The sequence below is a fragment of the Pseudomonas sp. IT-P218 genome, assembly GCF_949767605.1.
Taxonomy (GTDB): domain Bacteria; phylum Pseudomonadota; class Gammaproteobacteria; order Pseudomonadales; family Pseudomonadaceae; genus Aquipseudomonas; species Aquipseudomonas putida_AE.
Genome location: NZ_CATKQQ010000003.1, coordinates 180,554 through 196,368, shown reverse-complemented (window position 1 = coordinate 196,368; position 15,815 = coordinate 180,554). Strand labels below are relative to the sequence as shown.

General features: G+C 63.1%; 12 protein-coding genes. 4 read left to right on the top strand and 8 right to left on the bottom strand.

What is annotated here, in order from left to right; translation table 11 throughout:
- The first annotated feature begins 129 nt into the window (after positions 1-129).
- Positions 130-1,233 carry a sterol desaturase family protein gene (locus tag ACM6I6_RS02890; RefSeq protein WP_414919361.1) on the top strand — a complete coding sequence of 368 codons (1,104 nt, stop codon included), beginning with the start codon at positions 130-132 and terminating at the stop codon, positions 1,231-1,233.
- Here ACM6I6_RS02890 and ACM6I6_RS02885 read toward each other — a convergent pair.
- The 8 genes from ACM6I6_RS02885 to ACM6I6_RS02850 form a co-directional block, all read right to left on the bottom strand.
- The gene (locus ACM6I6_RS02885) at positions 1,136-1,858 is read right to left on the bottom strand and encodes a L,D-transpeptidase family protein (protein ID WP_414919360.1); all 723 of its coding nucleotides are present in this window, start codon (positions 1,856-1,858) and stop codon (positions 1,136-1,138) included. The two genes, ACM6I6_RS02890 and ACM6I6_RS02885, sit on opposite strands and share 98 nt — an antisense overlap.
- The gene (locus tag ACM6I6_RS02880) at positions 1,855-2,616 is read right to left on the bottom strand and encodes a M15 family metallopeptidase (RefSeq protein WP_414919372.1); all 762 of its coding nucleotides are present in this window, start codon (positions 2,614-2,616) and stop codon (positions 1,855-1,857) included. The genes ACM6I6_RS02885 and ACM6I6_RS02880 overlap by 4 nt, the downstream gene beginning before the upstream one ends.
- Positions 2,617-2,654: 38 nt before the next feature.
- Positions 2,655-3,611 (bottom strand): lipoyl synthase, encoded by a 957-nt coding sequence (gene lipA, locus ACM6I6_RS02875; RefSeq protein ID WP_414919359.1) that lies wholly within the window; start codon positions 3,609-3,611, stop codon positions 2,655-2,657.
- A gap of 142 nt (positions 3,612-3,753) precedes the next feature.
- Positions 3,754-5,010, bottom strand: a complete 1,257-nt coding sequence (glyA, locus tag ACM6I6_RS02870; protein ID WP_274074795.1) for a serine hydroxymethyltransferase — start codon at positions 5,008-5,010, stop codon at positions 3,754-3,756.
- Between the two features lie 134 nt (positions 5,011-5,144).
- Positions 5,145-8,000 (bottom strand): aminomethyl-transferring glycine dehydrogenase, encoded by a 2,856-nt coding sequence (gene gcvP, locus ACM6I6_RS02865; RefSeq protein ID WP_414919358.1) that lies wholly within the window; start codon positions 7,998-8,000, stop codon positions 5,145-5,147.
- Between the two features lie 9 nt (positions 8,001-8,009).
- The gene (gcvH, locus tag ACM6I6_RS02860) at positions 8,010-8,393 is read right to left on the bottom strand and encodes a glycine cleavage system protein GcvH (RefSeq protein ID WP_323609252.1); all 384 of its coding nucleotides are present in this window, start codon (positions 8,391-8,393) and stop codon (positions 8,010-8,012) included.
- 404 nt (positions 8,394-8,797) lie between these two features.
- Positions 8,798-10,306: a sigma-54-dependent transcriptional regulator gene (locus ACM6I6_RS02855; RefSeq protein ID WP_414919357.1), complete on the bottom strand. Its 1,509-nt coding sequence runs from the start codon at positions 10,304-10,306 to the stop codon at positions 8,798-8,800.
- Between the two features lie 69 nt (positions 10,307-10,375).
- Positions 10,376-11,290 (bottom strand): LysR family transcriptional regulator, encoded by a 915-nt coding sequence (locus ACM6I6_RS02850; protein ID WP_274076579.1) that lies wholly within the window; start codon positions 11,288-11,290, stop codon positions 10,376-10,378.
- 151 nt (positions 11,291-11,441) lie between these two features.
- Here ACM6I6_RS02850 and speB point away from each other — a divergent pair, with 151 nt between their 5' ends.
- The 3 genes from speB (at position 11,442) to ACM6I6_RS02835 (ending at position 15,811) form a co-directional block, all read left to right on the top strand.
- Entirely contained in the window at positions 11,442-12,443 is a 1,002-nt protein-coding gene (gene speB, locus ACM6I6_RS02845) for an agmatinase (RefSeq protein ID WP_323609254.1), read from the top strand.
- 65 nt (positions 12,444-12,508) lie between these two features.
- Positions 12,509-14,020 (top strand): aldehyde dehydrogenase family protein, encoded by a 1,512-nt coding sequence (locus tag ACM6I6_RS02840; protein ID WP_274076581.1) that lies wholly within the window; start codon positions 12,509-12,511, stop codon positions 14,018-14,020.
- Between the two features lie 216 nt (positions 14,021-14,236).
- Positions 14,237-15,811, top strand: coding sequence for a purine-cytosine permease family protein (locus tag ACM6I6_RS02835; RefSeq protein WP_323609256.1), 1,575 nt, complete (start codon positions 14,237-14,239; stop codon positions 15,809-15,811).
- Positions 15,812-15,815 lie beyond the last annotated feature (4 nt).

Here is a 15,815-nt window from a genome sequence, read left to right as displayed (position 1 = left end):
TAACATTTTGTAGGAGCCGGCTTGCCGGCGAAGGCGTTCTCAAGATCGTCATCGCCGGCAAGCCGTGCTCCAGCGATAAGCGTTTTTCGAACCTACCCAACGCTCTACTTGCGCAGGGGGCAGCCTTTCATGGATGTTCTCGCACCGATCGACCAGTACCTGCACCGGTGGCTGATCGCGCCTGTCAGCGACCAGTTCCTCGGGCTCTTCGACCTCAATGGTCGTCTCTGTGTGGCCTTTCTTTTCACCTCCTACGCCGTGGCCTACGGCCTGTTCCGCTGGCGCAGATCCCGCGGGCTGACCGACGCTCCCACCTTCTGGCAGTTCATCGGCGGCAACCGCGTGCATTTTCATCCTTCGGCGCTGCTCGATTACCGTTACTACTTCGTGCGCGCCATCCTCAAAGTCCTGCTGGTGGTGCCCATCATCGGCCTGGTCGATCCGTACGTATTGCGCTCCGGGGACTACATGCGCTTTTTCACCCGGCTGTGGGGCGCACGGGTGCAGGTCGAGGAGTACCTGGCCCTGTCCTTGCTCTATGGCCTGGGCGTGTTCCTGCTGCAGGACTTCATCCATTACTGGGCCCACCGCGCTTACCACTCGCGCTACCTGTGGGCGTTTCACAAAGTTCATCATTCGGCGACCGTGCTGGTACCGGTAACGGCGAGCCGGGTGCATTTCCTCGAGAAGGTGGTCGAGCGCTTGATCGATCTCGTGTTCGTCAGCGCCTTTGCCGGCATCTTCTGGTACGCCTGCGGCGGGGAGATCAGCCGTTACACGCTGTTCGGCGTGACCTACATGGTGTTCATCCTCAACGCCCTGGCAGCCAATCTGCGCCACAGCCATGTCTGGCTGTCCTTCGGGCCGCGGGTCGAGCACGTGCTGAACAGCCCGGCCCAGCACCAGATTCACCACAGCGACGCACCGCGACATTTCAACAAGAACTTCGGGGTCAACCTGTCACTCTGGGACTGGATGTTCGGCACGCTGTACGTCACCCAGGCGCAACCGGAGCCCATCCGCTTCGGCACCGGCGAGGCGGATCATGGCCGTTACTTGAGCCTGTACAGCCTGATCGTCACGCCCTTTGTCGACACGCTGGGCAAGATCCGCCTGGCCAGGCGCCCGCTGGGGGTCAGCGCGGTGGCAGGTGCCAGCGTTCCCGCAACTGCTCGTACTGCGCCTCGGGCAATTGCACCAGCAGCGGAGCCTGGCGCGGGTCGAGCCAACTGAGCAGGCGAGCGATATCCGTCGGGTCCATCGCGGTGCAACCCCGGGTCGGTGCCGTGGGGCCACGCCAGATGTGGAAGAAGATGCACGAGCCGGCCGCCGGGGATGCCGGTGTGTTGTGCTCGATGAAGATGCCCTGGCGATACAAGTCATCCTTGCGACGCATGCGTTCGGCGCTGTTCCAGTCTTTTGTAATCGTGGCGCCGTCGACCAGTTCGTTGTAACGCGTGGACTGACTGTCATCCACGCATTCGATGGTCGAGGTCAGTGCGAGGTAGGGCAGGCGAGTGTCAGCTGAAGCGTCGTAACCAAAAGCGCTGCCCAGTTTGAACATCCCGGCAGGTGCCTTTCCATCGCCTTCCTGTTTCACCGGCCCCTGAAGTTGCCGGGTGTCGAGCAGTCCCTTGCCCCAGCCCATGCCGTGTTTGCCGAGAACCACCGCAAACGGCGCTTCGACCTTTTCGAAGGTGCTGCCGCGGCGTTCATACCGTTGGGCGATGCCCTGGATGGCATTCCAGTTGTTGCTGGTGACCACGATCAACTGACCACTGCCATCGAGCCCTTGCGCCATCGCGGCACAGGGCAGCAGCAGGAGCAGCCACGCGCAGATTTTGCCAAGCCTGTTCATGGCGCGAGCGGGGTAATGGGGAAGTCCATGACGGTCTTCAACGACGCATCACGGGTATAGGTGAAGTGCCACCACTCGGCGGAGTAACCGGTGAATCCCTCCTGTTCCATGGCGCGGGTCAGTCGCTGGCGATTTTCCATGGCCGCCTCCGTGATCGACGTCGAATCGGTATGGGCGCGCTCATCGAAGCAATCGAAACCGGTGCCCATGTCGACCGCGCCGTCGTGCCAACGCTGATTATAAGGCGCGGTGCAATCGACTGGTGTGGCTGACGGCGTCCAGGTGTCGGCGGGCAGGGCGCCCGGTCCCGTCATGCTGAGGTCGACGGTGCCGCCTTTGGAGTGGTTGGACACCCGCGCCACATAACCCAGGCGCCAGAAGTCCTGCTTGTCCACCCGTGGATAGAATTCGGCCTTGCGCGGATCGCCCGGATCCGTGGCGAAGCGGCCCATGTCGGCGACCGCGCGGCTGGGGCGATAACAATCGAACACCTTCAAGCCATAGCCTTGCGCCTGCAGCGCCGTTTGCACCCGGCCGAGGGCCTTGGCGGCCTCCTGTGACAACAGGCACTCGGGCGCTTCGTAACCGTCGAGCGGGTGCCCTGTGAAATTGTGGGCGCTGGCATAACGGATGTCCTGCTCGATGCCCGGGGCGATGGTGCGCAAATACACCATGTGCTCGGGCTTCGGTTCGGCACCGGCGAGGCACGGCAGGGCAAGACTTAAAAACAAAAGCGATGATCGAGCGGCAAAGGGCATCGGGCCGGGCCTCCTGAAATCCATGACAAGTCACCTCATCATGGCTTGAAAGCCGCCACACCTCCATGAAGTTGTTGATCGGCATGATAGGACGAACGCACCAATGGCCCGGACGCGACGTTCTTGAAGCCCATCCGCGCGCCTTCCTCGGCGAACCAGGCAAACACGTCCGGGTGCACGAAACGCTGCACCGGCAAGTGGCTGCGCGACGGTTGCAGGTACTGGCCGAGGGTGAGCATGTCGACATCGTGCTCGCGCAGGCGCTGCATGACTTCGATCACTTCCTCGTCGGTTTCCCCAAGACCCAGCATCAGCCCGGATTTGGTGGGGACGTGCGGCACCCGCTGCTTGAAGTTTTGCAGCAGGTCCAGCGACCACTCGAAATCCGAGCCCGGCCGCGCGGCCTTGTACAGGCGCGGCACGGTTTCCAGGTTGTGGTTGAACACATCGGGCGGCTCAAGCGCCGTAATCGCCAGGGCCACGTCCATCCGTCCGCGATAGTCCGGCACCAGCGTTTCCAATTGGATGCCCGGCGACAGCTTGCGGATCTCGCGCAGGCAGTCGACGAAGTGCTGGGCGCCACCGTCGCGCAAATCGTCGCGGTCCACCGAGGTGATCACTACGTATTTGAGGCGCAGTTCGGCGATGGCCACGGCGAGGTTGCCCGGTTCATCGACGTCCAGGGGTTTCGGACGCCCGTGGCCGACATCACAGAACGGGCAGCGCCGGGTGCAGATGTCGCCCATGATCATGAAGGTCGCGGTGCCCCCGGAAAAACACTCGCCCAGGTTCGGGCACGAGGCTTCCTCGCAGACACTGTGCAGCTTGTGTTTGCGCAGCAGTTGCTTGATCCGGTCAACCTCGGGGGAGGTCGGCATGCGCACGCGGATCCAGTCCGGTTTGCGCGGGAATTCATCGGTGGGAATGATCTTGACCGGAATCCGCGCGACCTTTTCCGCACCGCGCAGTTTGGTGCCCACTTGCACTTTGTTCATAGGTTTCCGATGGTCTGTCAGACAAGAACCGGACCTGTAGGAGCTGGCTTGCCAGCGAAAGCGGTCGAACGATCAACATCTATGTTGAATTTGCCGACGTCTTCGCTGGCAAGCCAGCTCCTACAGGTTTTGTGGTGTGTGCTTAGTCGCGGTAGACCGGGAAATCGCTGCACATCGCAGCGGCCTGACGGGCGACCTGAGCCTCGACATCGGCATCGCCGAGATGATCGAGGATGTCGCAGATCCAGCCGGCCAGCTCGATGCTCTGGGCTTCCTTGAACCCGCGGCTGGTGATCGCCGGTGTACCGATGCGCAGGCCCGAGGTCACGAACGGCGACTGCGGATCGTTGGGCACGGCGTTCTTGTTCACGGTGATGCCGGCACGGCCCAGGGCGGCGTCGGCGTCCTTGCCGGTCAGGCCCTGGCGGATCAGGCTGACCAGGAACAGGTGGTTGTCGGTGCCACCGGACACCACGTCATAACCTCGTTCGATAAACACCTGCGCCATGGCCTGGGCGTTGCGGATCACTTGCGCCTGATAGGTCTTGAACGCCGGCTCCAGCGCTTCCTTGAAGCACACGGCCTTGGCGGCGATCACGTGCATCAGCGGGCCGCCCTGGCCACCGGGGAATACGGCGGCGTTGAGTTTTTTCTCAAGTTCCGCATTGGCCCTGGCCAGGATCAGCCCACCGCGCGGACCGCGCAGGGTCTTGTGGGTCGTGGTGGTGACCACGTCGGCATAGGGCAGCGGGTTGGGGTACAGACCGGTGGCCACCAGCCCGGCGACGTGGGCCATGTCGACGAACAGATAGGCGCCAACTTTGTCGGCGATCTCGCGAAAGCGCGGGAAGTCGAGGGTCTTGGAGTAAGCGGAGAAACCGGCGATGATCATTTTCGGCTGGTGCTCGACGGCCAGGCGCTCGACTTCGTCGTAGTCGATCAACCCGGTCGCGGTATCGATACCGTATTGCACGGCGTTGTAGAGCTTGCCGGAAAAGCTCACCTTGGCGCCGTGGGTCAGGTGACCACCGTGGGCCAGGCTCATGCCCAGCACGGTGTCACCGGCCTGCAGCAACGCCAGGTAAACCGCGGCGTTGGCCTGGCTGCCTGAGTGCGGCTGGACGTTGGCGTAGTCGGCGCCGAACAGCTGTTTGGCGCGGTCGATGGCCAGTTGTTCGACCACGTCGACGTGTTCGCAGCCGCCGTAATAGCGCTTGCCCGGATAGCCTTCGGCGTACTTGTTGGTCAGGCCGCTGCCTTGTGCCTCCATGACCCGTTGGCTGGTGTAGTTCTCCGAGGCGATCAGCTCGATGTGGTGTTCCTGGCGCGCATCTTCGGCATTCATCGCCGCCAGCAGTTGGTCGTCGTAGCCTTTGATCTGGTCGTGCTTGCTGAACATGGTGAAGGTCCTCTGTTGTTCTCGAAAGGGGGGGGCGCACACACCTTGTAGGAGCTGGCTTGCCAGCGAAGGGGCCATCAAGGCCGCCAGAAGCTTCGCTGGCAAGCCAGCTCCTACAAGGGTTACGCGCAGGGTTATGCGTCTTGGTAGTCGGCGATGGATGGGCACGCGCAGATCAGGTTGCGGTCGCCGAAGACGTTGTCGACTCGGCCTACGGGCGGCCAGTATTTGCTGTCGATCAAGGTGTCCAGCGGATAAACAGCCTGCTCACGGCTGTACGGATGCGACCACTCGCCGACCAATTCCGCCGCGGTGTGCGGAGCGTTCTTCAGCGGGTTGTCGTCCTTGTCCAGCGTGCCGTTTTCCACTGCGCGGATTTCTTCGCGGATGCGGATCATGGCGTCGCAGAAGCGGTCCAGTTCTTCCCTGGATTCGCTTTCGGTCGGCTCGATCATCAGCGTGCCCGCTACCGGGAAGGACATGGTCGGGGCGTGGAAGCCAAAATCGATCAGGCGCTTGGCGACGTCATCGACGCTGATGCCGCTGCTGTCTTTCAATGGGCGCAGGTCGAGGATGCATTCATGCGCGACCAGGCCGTTGCTGCCGGTGTACAGCACTGGATAGTGCTCTTCCAGGCGACGGGAAATGTAGTTGGCGTTGAGGATTGCCAGCTGCGAAGCACGCTTGAGACCCGCGCCGCCCATCATGCGGATGTACATCCAGGTGATCGGCAGAATGCTCGCGCTGCCGAACGGTGCCGCGCAGACCGCGCCTTCCTTGCGGGCCATTTGCGCATGGCCTGGCAGGAACGGGGTCAGGTGCGACTTGACGCCGATCGGGCCGACGCCCGGGCCGCCACCGCCGTGAGGAATGCAGAAGGTCTTGTGCAGGTTCAGGTGCGACACGTCGCCGCCGAACTTGCCCGGGGCGCACAGGCCGACCATGGCGTTCATGTTGGCGCCGTCGATGTACACCTGGCCGCCGTGGTCGTGGATGATGCCGCAGATTTCGCGGATGCCTTCCTCGAACACGCCGTGGGTCGACGGGTAGGTGATCATCAGCGCGGCGAGGTGTTCGCGGTGCTCGATGGCCTTGGCGCGCAGGTCTTCGATGTCGACGTTGCCGCGGGCGTCGCAGGCGGTGACGACGACACGCATGCCGGCCATCTGCGCGGTGGCCGGGTTGGTGCCGTGGGCCGAGGACGGGATCAGGCAGATGTCGCGGCGGTCTTCGCCACGGCTCTGGTGGTAGGCGCGGATGGCCAGCAGGCCGGCGTATTCACCCTGGGAACCGGCGTTCGGTTGCAGCGAGATCGAGTCGTAGCCGGTGGCGGCGCAGAGCATCGCTTCCAGTTCATCGGTCAGTTGCTGGTAGCCGGCGCTTTGCTCGGCCGGGGCGAACGGGTGCAGGGCGCCGAATTCAGCCCAGGTCACCGGGATCATTTCGCTGGCGGCGTTGAGTTTCATGGTGCACGAGCCCAGCGGGATCATGGTGCGATCGAGGGCCAGGTCCTTGTCGGCGAGCTTGCGCAGGTAGCGCATCAGCTCGGTTTCCGAGTGGTAGCGGTTGAACACCGGGTGGCTGAGGATTGGCGACTGGCGCACCAGGGTGGCCGGGATGGTGCTGGAGACGGAAGCGGCGAGGGCGGCGAAGTCCGGCAGGGTCTGGCCCGCGGCGAACAATGCCCACAGGATTTCGACGTCGGCCTGGGTGCTGGTTTCGTCCAGGGAGAGGCCCAGACGTTCAGCATCGACCACGCGCAGGTTGATCTGCTGGGCATGGGCCTGCTCGTGCAGCTTGGCGATGTTGGCGCCAGTGGCAATCGTCAGGGTGTCGAAGAAGTTCGCTTGTTCAACCTGCAAGCCCAGTGCGCTCAAGCCTTTGGCCAGAATCGCAGTCAGGTGATGCACACGCTGGGCAATCTGCGTCAGGCCTTTCGGACCGTGGTACACGGCGTACATGCTGGCGATGTTGGCCAGCAGCACCTGCGCGGTGCAGATGTTCGACGTGGCCTTCTCGCGGCGGATGTGCTGCTCGCGGGTCTGCATCGCCAGGCGCAGGGCCGGCTTGCCGAAACGGTCGACCGAGACACCGACCAGGCGGCCCGGCATGTCGCGCTTGAACGCATCCTTGGTGGAGAAGTAGGCCGCGTGCGGGCCACCGAAGCCCAGCGGCACGCCGAAGCGTTGCGCGCTGCCGATGGCCACATCGGCGCCGAATTCGCCCGGCGGGGTCAGCAGGGTCAGGGCCAGCAGGTCGGCGGCCACGGCCACCAGGGCGTTGGCGGCGTGCAGGCGCTCGGTCAGTTCGCGGTAGTCGAACACGTCACCGTTGCTCGCCGGGTACTGCAGCAGGGCGCCGAAGAACGGCGTCACGTCCGTCAGTTCGCGCTCGTCGCCAACGACTACGTCGATGCCCAGCGGCTCGGCACGGGTGCGCAGCACGTCGAGGGTCTGCGGGTGGCAATGCACGGAGGCGAAGAACTGGTGGCTGCCCTTGTTCTTGCTCAGGCGCTTGCAGAAGGTCATGGCTTCGGCGGCGGCGGTGGCTTCATCCAGCAGCGAGGCGTTGGCGATCGGCAGGCCGGTGAGGTCGCTGATCAGGGTCTGGAAGTTCAGCAGGGCTTCGAGGCGGCCCTGGGAAATTTCCGGCTGGTACGGGGTGTAGGCGGTGTACCAGGCCGGGTTTTCCAGGAGGTTGCGCAGGATCGGCGACGGCGTGTGGGTGCCGTAGTAACCCTGGCCGATGAAGGTCTTGAACAGCTGGTTCTTGCCGGCGATGCCTTTGATCATCGCCAGGGCATCGGCTTCGCTCAGGCCGTCTTCCAGGCCGAGCACGCTGGTGCCCTTGATGCTGTCGGGGATGACGCTGGCGCTCAGGGCTTCGAGGGAATCGAAACCGAGGGTGTTGAGCATGGCCTGCTCGTCACCGGCGCGGGGGCCGATGTGGCGGGCGATGAATTCGTCATGGGTGTCGAGGCGGATGGTCATGGGGTGTCCTCACGCGTCGGTCTGGTCTTGGATCAGGCGCTCGTAGGCAGCCTGGTCCAGCAGTTGGCCTACAGCGTTAGCGTCAGCGGGCTGGAAGCGGAAGAACCAGCCCTGGCCCAGCGGATCTTCGTTGACCAGCTCCGGGGTGCTGTCCAATTCCGAATTCACTTCCAGCACCTCGCCGTCCAGCGGCATGCCGATGCTGCTGGCGGCTTTCACCGATTCCAGCACCGACACTTCGGCACCGGCATCAAAGCTGCCCAGTTCGGGCACCTGAACGAACACCACATCCCCCAAGGCCTGCTGGGCAAACGCCGTGATGCCAACGGTGACAGTGCCGTCAGTTTCGGTGCGCAGCCATTCGTGATCGACGGTAAAACGCAATTCGCTCATATCAACTCCTCATTGTTCAGACTCATCCGCTGCAGGTGGCGGAGGGCGATGGGCAGGCTCGCGTTGGAGCTTGGCTGGAGGAGAGATAGCAAGGGCGGTGCCAAGGTTGAGTTGTTGTTTTAAATCAATGGCTTAGTACCTTATGAGGCTGTTTCGGGGGCGGCTGGCGTATTGAAATCAATACAGGCAGGCGAGGGGAAGGGGCCAAAGCCCGGGCCAGACAGGTTGAGAGGGTATTGTCTTGATTTCGATACGCTGTATCGATTTGCACACAAAATGGCCAATACACACCCATCCCCTGTGGGAGCCAGCCTGCTGGCGATGCGGTGTGACAGGCAGCAAAGATATCGACTGACATGGCCCCATCGCCAGCAGGCTGGCTCCCACAGGGGGCGGCAATGAGATTAAGGTTTGTTGGGAATTCCGTATTTGCGTAGCCGAATGGCGATCGCGCTATGGGAGGTTTGCAGGCGCGCCGCGAGCAAGCGGCTGGACGGATAGCTGCGATACAGTTTTTCCAGAAGATTCTTTTCAAACCCTTCGACCGCATCCTCGAGGCTACCCACCTCGCCATCGTTCTGCCGCTCCACCGCCGTCCTGGCAATGTCCAGATCATCAATATCCACCAACGGATTCTCACAAATCGCCGCCGCGCGAAAGATCACGTTTTGCAGTTGCCGTACGTTCCCCGGCCAGCGGTTGCCGAGCAGGGCGGGAAAGGTGCTGGGCGCCAGGCGGCAGACCGGGCGCTGGATCTGTGCGCAGGCTTGTTGCATGAAGTGCTGGGCCATCAACAGGATGTCGTGGCCCCGTTCGCGCAGCGGCGGTACTTGCAGGTTGAGCACGTTGAGGCGGTAGAACAGGTCTTCGCGAAAGTGCCCCTCGCTGACCATCTTTTCCAGGTCGCGGTGGGTCGCGCTGAGGATCCGCACGTTGACCTTGACCTCACGATCGCCACCGACCCGACGGAAGCAGCCATCGCTCAAGAAGCGCAGCAACTTGGCTTGCAGATACGGCGACATCTCGCCGACTTCGTCGAGAAACACCGTGCCCTGGTCGGCCAGTTCCAGCAGCCCGAGCTTGCCGCCCCGTTGCGCGCCGGTGAACGCGCCGGGGGCGTAGCCGAACAGCTCGCTTTCGGCCAGGCTCTCGGGCAGCGCCGCGCAGTTCAGGGCCAGGAAGGGCGCGTCCCGCCGACCGCTGATGGCATGACAGGCGCGGGCCACCAGTTCCTTGCCGGTGCCGGTTTCGCCCTGGATCAACAGCGGCGCATCGAGGGCCGCCACCCGTTGCGCGCGGGCCTTGAGCGAGCGGATCGGCGGTGATTCACCGAGCAGCGCATCGAAACCTTCGGCGTGATCATGGTGCAGCGCCGACAGGCGCTCGCCGATGCGGTTGGGTTGGTACAGGGTGAGCAGGGCGCCGGCGTCGGTGATCGGCATGGCATCGAGCAGCAAGGTGTGGCCGCCGAGGCTGACCTCGTGCATGGGCAGGCGGAAGTGGTGGGCGATCAAGGTGCGTTGCAGATCGGCGTCGTCGAACAGTGCGCTCAGGGATTCACCGGCCGGTTCGCGACCGCACAGGGCGATCAATGCCGGATTGGCCAGCAGCACGTGACCGCGATCGTCCACCGCCAACACCGGGTCGGAACTGGCGGCGAGCAGGGCATCCAGTTGCAGGCGCCGACGTTGCCCCGGAAGGATGTCGACCATGGTCACCGCCTGCACGCCGCGCACGCCGAACAGGGCCTCGCGCAACTCTTCCAGCACTTCGGTGCCGAGGGTCGGGGCATCGATGTAGACGTTCGGCGGCACCATCTCCACGGCGTCCAGATTGAAGCTGCGCCCGCCGAGCAGGGCCAGCACTTCCTGGGTGATGCCGACGCGGTCGATGAAGGTGACGTGGATGCGCATGACGGACCTGCAAAATTGGCAAACGAAAATCAGTATGCCGGGGGCTCTTGGAATTTGGCGAGCGTGATGTCACGGGTTGCCGGTTTTACGCGCACTGGCCGCCAGGTCCTCGAGGAACGCCTGCAGGATCGGCGGCGGTGCCACGCCGCGCCGGGTGATCACGTCGAACGGTGATCGCAAGCGCAGGCTTCCCGGGGCCAACTGGTGCATCTCCCCGCTCTTGACCCATTGCGCGGCGAAGTGCTCCGGCAGGAAACCCAGGTAGGCGCCGGAAATGATCAGGATCGCGGTGGCTTCGATGTTGTCCACGGTGGCGGCCGCCTTGCTCACGCCCAGGTGTTCGAGGTCGTATTGCTGCATGTAGCCGCGCACGACGATCCGCCCGGCCGCGACTTCTTCGAGCAGTTCCTCACCCTCAGCCTGGCTGCCATACAGCGGATGCCGGCGCCCGCAATACAAGCCCAGCGCTTCCTGGTACAGCGGCGATTGCAGCAGGCCCGGCACATGGATCGGAAAGTGCCCGATGGCCAGGTGCAGGCGTCCGTCGAGCACCCGTTCTTCCAGCTCGGCGGGGGTGCCGACGTACACGTTCAGGTGCACGTCATGCCCGCGCGACACGAAGCGCTGGGTGGTGCGCGGAATGGGCGAGTCCGGGTCGGTGATGGTGGTGTCGATGATCCCCAGATTGAGCTTGCCGCTGATGTGCTGCTTGAGCACGTCGGCGTCCATGCAGAAATTTTCCACCGCCGACAGCAGGCGCTGGGTCGCCTCATGGATCGCCACCCCTTGCTCGGTCAGGCGGAAACCGCTGCGCCCGCGCTGGCACAGCTTGACCCCAAGGCGGGTTTCCAGATGGGTCATCTGTTCGCTGATCGTCGACTGCCCGGCATTCAGCGCCGCCTGTGCGGCGGAGAAACCGCCGCAGCGGACAATCGTGGCAAACACCCTGAGCAACTTCAGATCGACATCGTGCAGTTGAATCACGTTGACCTCCGGCCTGTGGATGCATCGGTAATGCCGATATGAGTATCTGATGTTTAGCATTTTTTCCACGAAAACCTGCGCCCATAGTCACTCCAACGGCGGTCGCCTTGCAGTTCCGCCAAGCCGATAACAAGAAGTGGAGAGGCTAGAAATGTCGAACAACGGTTATGAATCCGGTCGTCTGAACCTGCCATTCGTGGGTCATTGCACCTTTGGCAAATCCCCGGTGTGCACCGATTGGGATGCCCTGGATGCCGACGTCGCGGTGCTTGGCGTGCCCAACGACATGGGCACCCAGTGGCGCTCCGGTGCACGCTTCGGACCACGCGGGATCCGTGAAGCATCGACGCTGTTTTCCTTCGGCCACGCCGGCGCCTACGATCACGAAGATGACGTGATGTACCTCACCGCCTCGGACGTGCGCATGGTCGACGTCGGTGATGCCGACATCGTCCACACCGACATGGCCACCAGTAACAAGAACACCGAATACGCCGTGCGCAAGATCCTCGATGCCGGTGTGATGCCGGTGGTGCTCGGCGGCGATCACTCGGTACATGCGCCAGTGATCAAGGCCTTCGAAGGCCGTGGCCCGATCCACATCATCCACTTCGACGCGCACCTGGACTTCGTCGACGAACGCCACGGTGTGCGTTACGGCCACGGCAACCCGCTGCGCCGCGCCTCGGAAATGAACCACATCGTCGGCATGACGCAGATGGGCATCCGCAACGTCTCATCGTCCAACCGCGACGACTACGAAGCGGCCCACGAAGCGGGCTCGAAGATCCTCTCGGTGCGCGATGTGCGTCGCCTCGGCGTCGACGGCGTACTGGCGCTGATCCCGGAAAACATCAACTACTACATCACTATCGACATCGACGGTTTCGACCCGTCCATCGCCCCGGGCACCGGCACTCCGAGCCACGGCGGCTTCCTCTACTACGAAGTGCTGGAAATCATCCAGGCCCTGGCCAAGCGCAGCAAAGGCAGCATCGTCGGCATGGACCTGGTGGAGGTTGCACCGGTGTACGACCCGACCGGCATGACCTCGATCCTCGCCGCGCAACTGCTGCTCAACAGCATCGGTTTCATCTTCCACGAGCGCGGCAAGGTACGGGCGGCCGCCGAGAGCGAAGCGACACTGGCTTAAGAGCAGGCCTGAACATCGAAACCCATACCCCGGCAGTGCCTGACTGCCGGGCAGAGAGAATAAAAATGGACACGATCGTCAAGAGTTACCTGCAGAAGTTCGGCGTGAGCGAAGCCACCCAGACCTTCCTCAGCAAAGTGCAGAAGATGTTCATCGGCGGCGCCTGGGTCGAAGCCAGCGACGGCCAGACTTCCGATGTGATCGAGCCCTCGACCGAAGGCCTGATCACCCGCATTCCCATGGGCACCACCGCTGACCTGGACCGCGCGGTGTTAGCCGCCCGTGCGCAGTTCGACGGTGGCGAATGGAGCCAGGCCAAACCGGCGCAACGGGAACGCCTGATCCAGCGCCTGGCGGACCTGATCGAACAGAACGCCGCCGAACTCGCGCAGATCGAATCGATCGACATGGGCAAGTCGGTCGCCTTCGCCAAGGACGTCGACATCCAGGGCACCGTCGATACCTTGCGTTACTTCGCCGGTTGGGCCACCAAGCTCCACGGCCGTACCGTCGAGCCTTCGCTGCCGGGCAATTACCTGGCCTATACCCGCAAGGAAGCGGTGGGCGTGGTCGGTGCCATCGTGCCGTGGAACTTCCCGCTGCAAACCATGGCCTGGAAACTCGGCGCGGCGCTGGCCACCGGTTGCACCGTGGTGGTCAAACCCGCTGAGCTGACCTCGCTTTCGGCTTTGCGTTTCGCTGAACTGGTGCAGGAAGCGGGCATTCCGGACGGCGTAATCAACATCGTCACCGGGCGTGGCAGCGTGGTCGGTGCGGCCATGACCACCCATCCCGGCATCGACAAATTGACCTTCACCGGTTCGACCCCGGTCGGCCTTACCGTTGGCCGCTCGGCGCTGGACGACATGAAGCGCCTGACCCTGGAACTGGGCGGAAAGTCACCGGTCATCGTGTTTGCCGATGCCGACATTCCGGCGGCGGCACAAGCGGTTGCCAACGGGGTGTTTTTCAACTCCGGGCAGGTATGCGACGCCGGCACGCGGGCCTATATTCATAGCAGTGTCTACGAGCAATTCCTGGGTGAGCTGATCGCCTATACGCGCACCCTGAAAATGGCCCCGGGCCTGGACCCGGACTGCTTCATCGGCCCACTGGTCTCGGCCCTGCAAAAGCAGCGCGTGACCGAGTACATCGAGACCGGCAAGGCCGAAGGCGCCGAACTGGTCTACGGCGGCCAACCGGTGGATGGCCCTGGCTTCTTCGTCGAGCCGACCATCTTCGCCAATTGCCGCAACGACATGCGCATCGTCCAGGAAGAGATCTTTGGTCCGGTGCTGGTCACCGCACCCTTCGACGATGAGGAAGAGGCGCTGGCCCTGGCCAATGACTCGGTCTACGGCTTGGCGGCGGCCCTGTACTCCAACGACCTGGGCAAGGTGCACAGCCTGATTCCACGCCTCAAGGCCGGCTCGGTCTACGTCAACGCCCACGGCACCCTGGACCCGTCGATGCCGTTCGGTGGCTACAAGCAGTCCGGCTTCGGCAAGGACCTGGGCGCGGAGCAGCTCGACTACCTGCTCGAAACCAAGGCGGTGTGGATCACGCTGCCAGCCTGACGCCTGCCCTTTGTAGGAGCGAGCTTGCTCGCGAACAGGCCGGCACATTCGACAAATATGTTGCCTGACCCAACGCTTTCGCGAGCAAGCTCGCTCCTACAGGTTTTTCGTCATTTACACGTTTGAACATCAGGAACGGCATGGAGGCCCCCCGGGCGTCGTTCACCCGAAGAATGCGGTTATCTCGTCATGATCTTCCAACAATAAGAGTCCATCATGAACACAAACGCCAAGTCCGCCACGAGTGTGTCCTCCCTCGATGACAAGTCCGTCGTCGAGGGGCATTCGATTGACTTCATCCCCGAGGACGAACGCACCGACAAACTGTCGAGCCAGGGCCCGTTCTGGTTTCTCGGCAACTTCACCTTCTTCACCATGACCATCGGCTTCGTCGGCCCGAGCGTCGGCCTGACCGCGCTGTGGACCACGCTCGCCGGCACCCTGGGCATCATGTTCGGCACGCTGTTCATGGCGTTTCACGGATCCCAAGGCCCGCACCTGGGCTTGCCGCAGATGATCCAGTCCCGTGCGCAGTTCGGTTACCGCGGCGTGATCCTCGTGCTGCTGGCGACGCTGTTCGTGTTCGCCGGGTTCAACATCGTCAACCTGGTCCTGATGATGCAGGGCCTGCACACGCTGTTCGGTTTCAACCCCGCAGTGATCGCGGTGGCGGTGACCATTCCGGCGGCGGTGTTGGCCATCCTCGGCCATGACTGGATGCACCGCAGCTTCAAATGGGCGTTGTACCTGTCGCTGCCGCTGTACGGCCTGGTGACCCTGGCGGTGGTGATGGGCTGGGTGCCGGATGCGGTCTTGCCGGCACTGGCCGAAGGCGAAGTGGCCCCGGCGCCGCTGGGTTTCAACTGGACCGGTTTCATCGCCCAGTTCGCGGCGGCGGCGAGCTACAACATCGCCTATGCCCCGTACGTATCGGACTACTCGCGCTACCTGCCGAAGAACACCTCCAGCGGCAAGTTGATCGCCGTGGTGTTCCTCGGTGCTTCGCTGTCCGGTGCGTGGATGATTTCCGTCGGTGGCTGGCTGGCCGATCACCTGCACTCAACCGACGTGCTGGTGGCCCTGGGTCAAGTCGGCAACACCGTGTCGCCGCTGATCGGCACCGCGGTGGTGGTAGTGACCATCCTGGCGTTCCTGCCGGTGATCGCGATGAACATCTACAGCGCCAAGCTGACCACCCTGACCTGTGTCGATTCGATCAAGCACATCGAACCAACCCGCAAGGCGCGGATCCTCGCCATCGCCTTCGTGATCCTGTTGCAACTGGGCGTGGCCCTGAGCATCCAGAGTTCCGGCAAAGGCCTGTCGGTGCTCGGCATCTACCTGGTGGTGATGCTGTACTTCCTGGTGCCCTGGACCTCGGTCAACCTCACCGACTACTTCTTCGTGCGCAAGGGCCGCTACGCCATCCCGCACTTCTTCATGCCCCACGGCAACATCTACGGCAGCTGGGGCCTGCGCGGTATCGCCGCCTATGCCATCGGCTTCCTCTCGATGATTCCGTTCTTCTACATCTACGACGGCGTCGAGCAGCGCGAAGTCTATGTCGGCCCGCTGGCCAAGGCGCTGGGCAGCATCGACATCGCCTGGCTGGTGGGGCTGATCGTCTCGGGCCTGGCGTACTACTGGCTGAGCCGCTCGATCGACCTCAAGCGCGAAGAAGCGGTGATCCAACAGATCGAGAAGACCTCCCCGCAATACACCACCGGCGACACGCTGACCCACAAACAGTCACCACAACCGGTATTCACTGAATCGACGGTCGGGAGATAGCTAT

Coding starts and splice junctions, on each gene's coding strand:
- lipA (WP_414919359.1), bottom strand. CDS start 3,611: ATGAACAAAGTGCAAGTGGGCACCAAACTGCGCGGTGCGGAAAAGGTC.
- speB (WP_323609254.1), top strand. CDS start 11,442: ATGTCGAACAACGGTTATGAATCCGGTCGTCTGAACCTGCCATTCGTG.
- ACM6I6_RS02885 (WP_414919360.1), bottom strand. CDS start 1,858: ATGAACAGGCTTGGCAAAATCTGCGCGTGGCTGCTCCTGCTGCTGCCC.
- ACM6I6_RS02880 (WP_414919372.1), bottom strand. CDS start 2,616: ATGCCCTTTGCCGCTCGATCATCGCTTTTGTTTTTAAGTCTTGCCCTG.
- ACM6I6_RS02835 (WP_323609256.1), top strand. CDS start 14,237: ATGAACACAAACGCCAAGTCCGCCACGAGTGTGTCCTCCCTCGATGAC.
- ACM6I6_RS02840 (WP_274076581.1), top strand. CDS start 12,509: ATGGACACGATCGTCAAGAGTTACCTGCAGAAGTTCGGCGTGAGCGAA.
- ACM6I6_RS02855 (WP_414919357.1), bottom strand. CDS start 10,306: ATGCGCATCCACGTCACCTTCATCGACCGCGTCGGCATCACCCAGGAA.
- glyA (WP_274074795.1), bottom strand. CDS start 5,010: ATGTTCAGCAAGCACGACCAGATCAAAGGCTACGACGACCAACTGCTG.
- ACM6I6_RS02890 (WP_414919361.1), top strand. CDS start 130: ATGGATGTTCTCGCACCGATCGACCAGTACCTGCACCGGTGGCTGATC.
- gcvP (WP_414919358.1), bottom strand. CDS start 8,000: ATGACCATCCGCCTCGACACCCATGACGAATTCATCGCCCGCCACATC.
- gcvH (WP_323609252.1), bottom strand. CDS start 8,393: ATGAGCGAATTGCGTTTTACCGTCGATCACGAATGGCTGCGCACCGAA.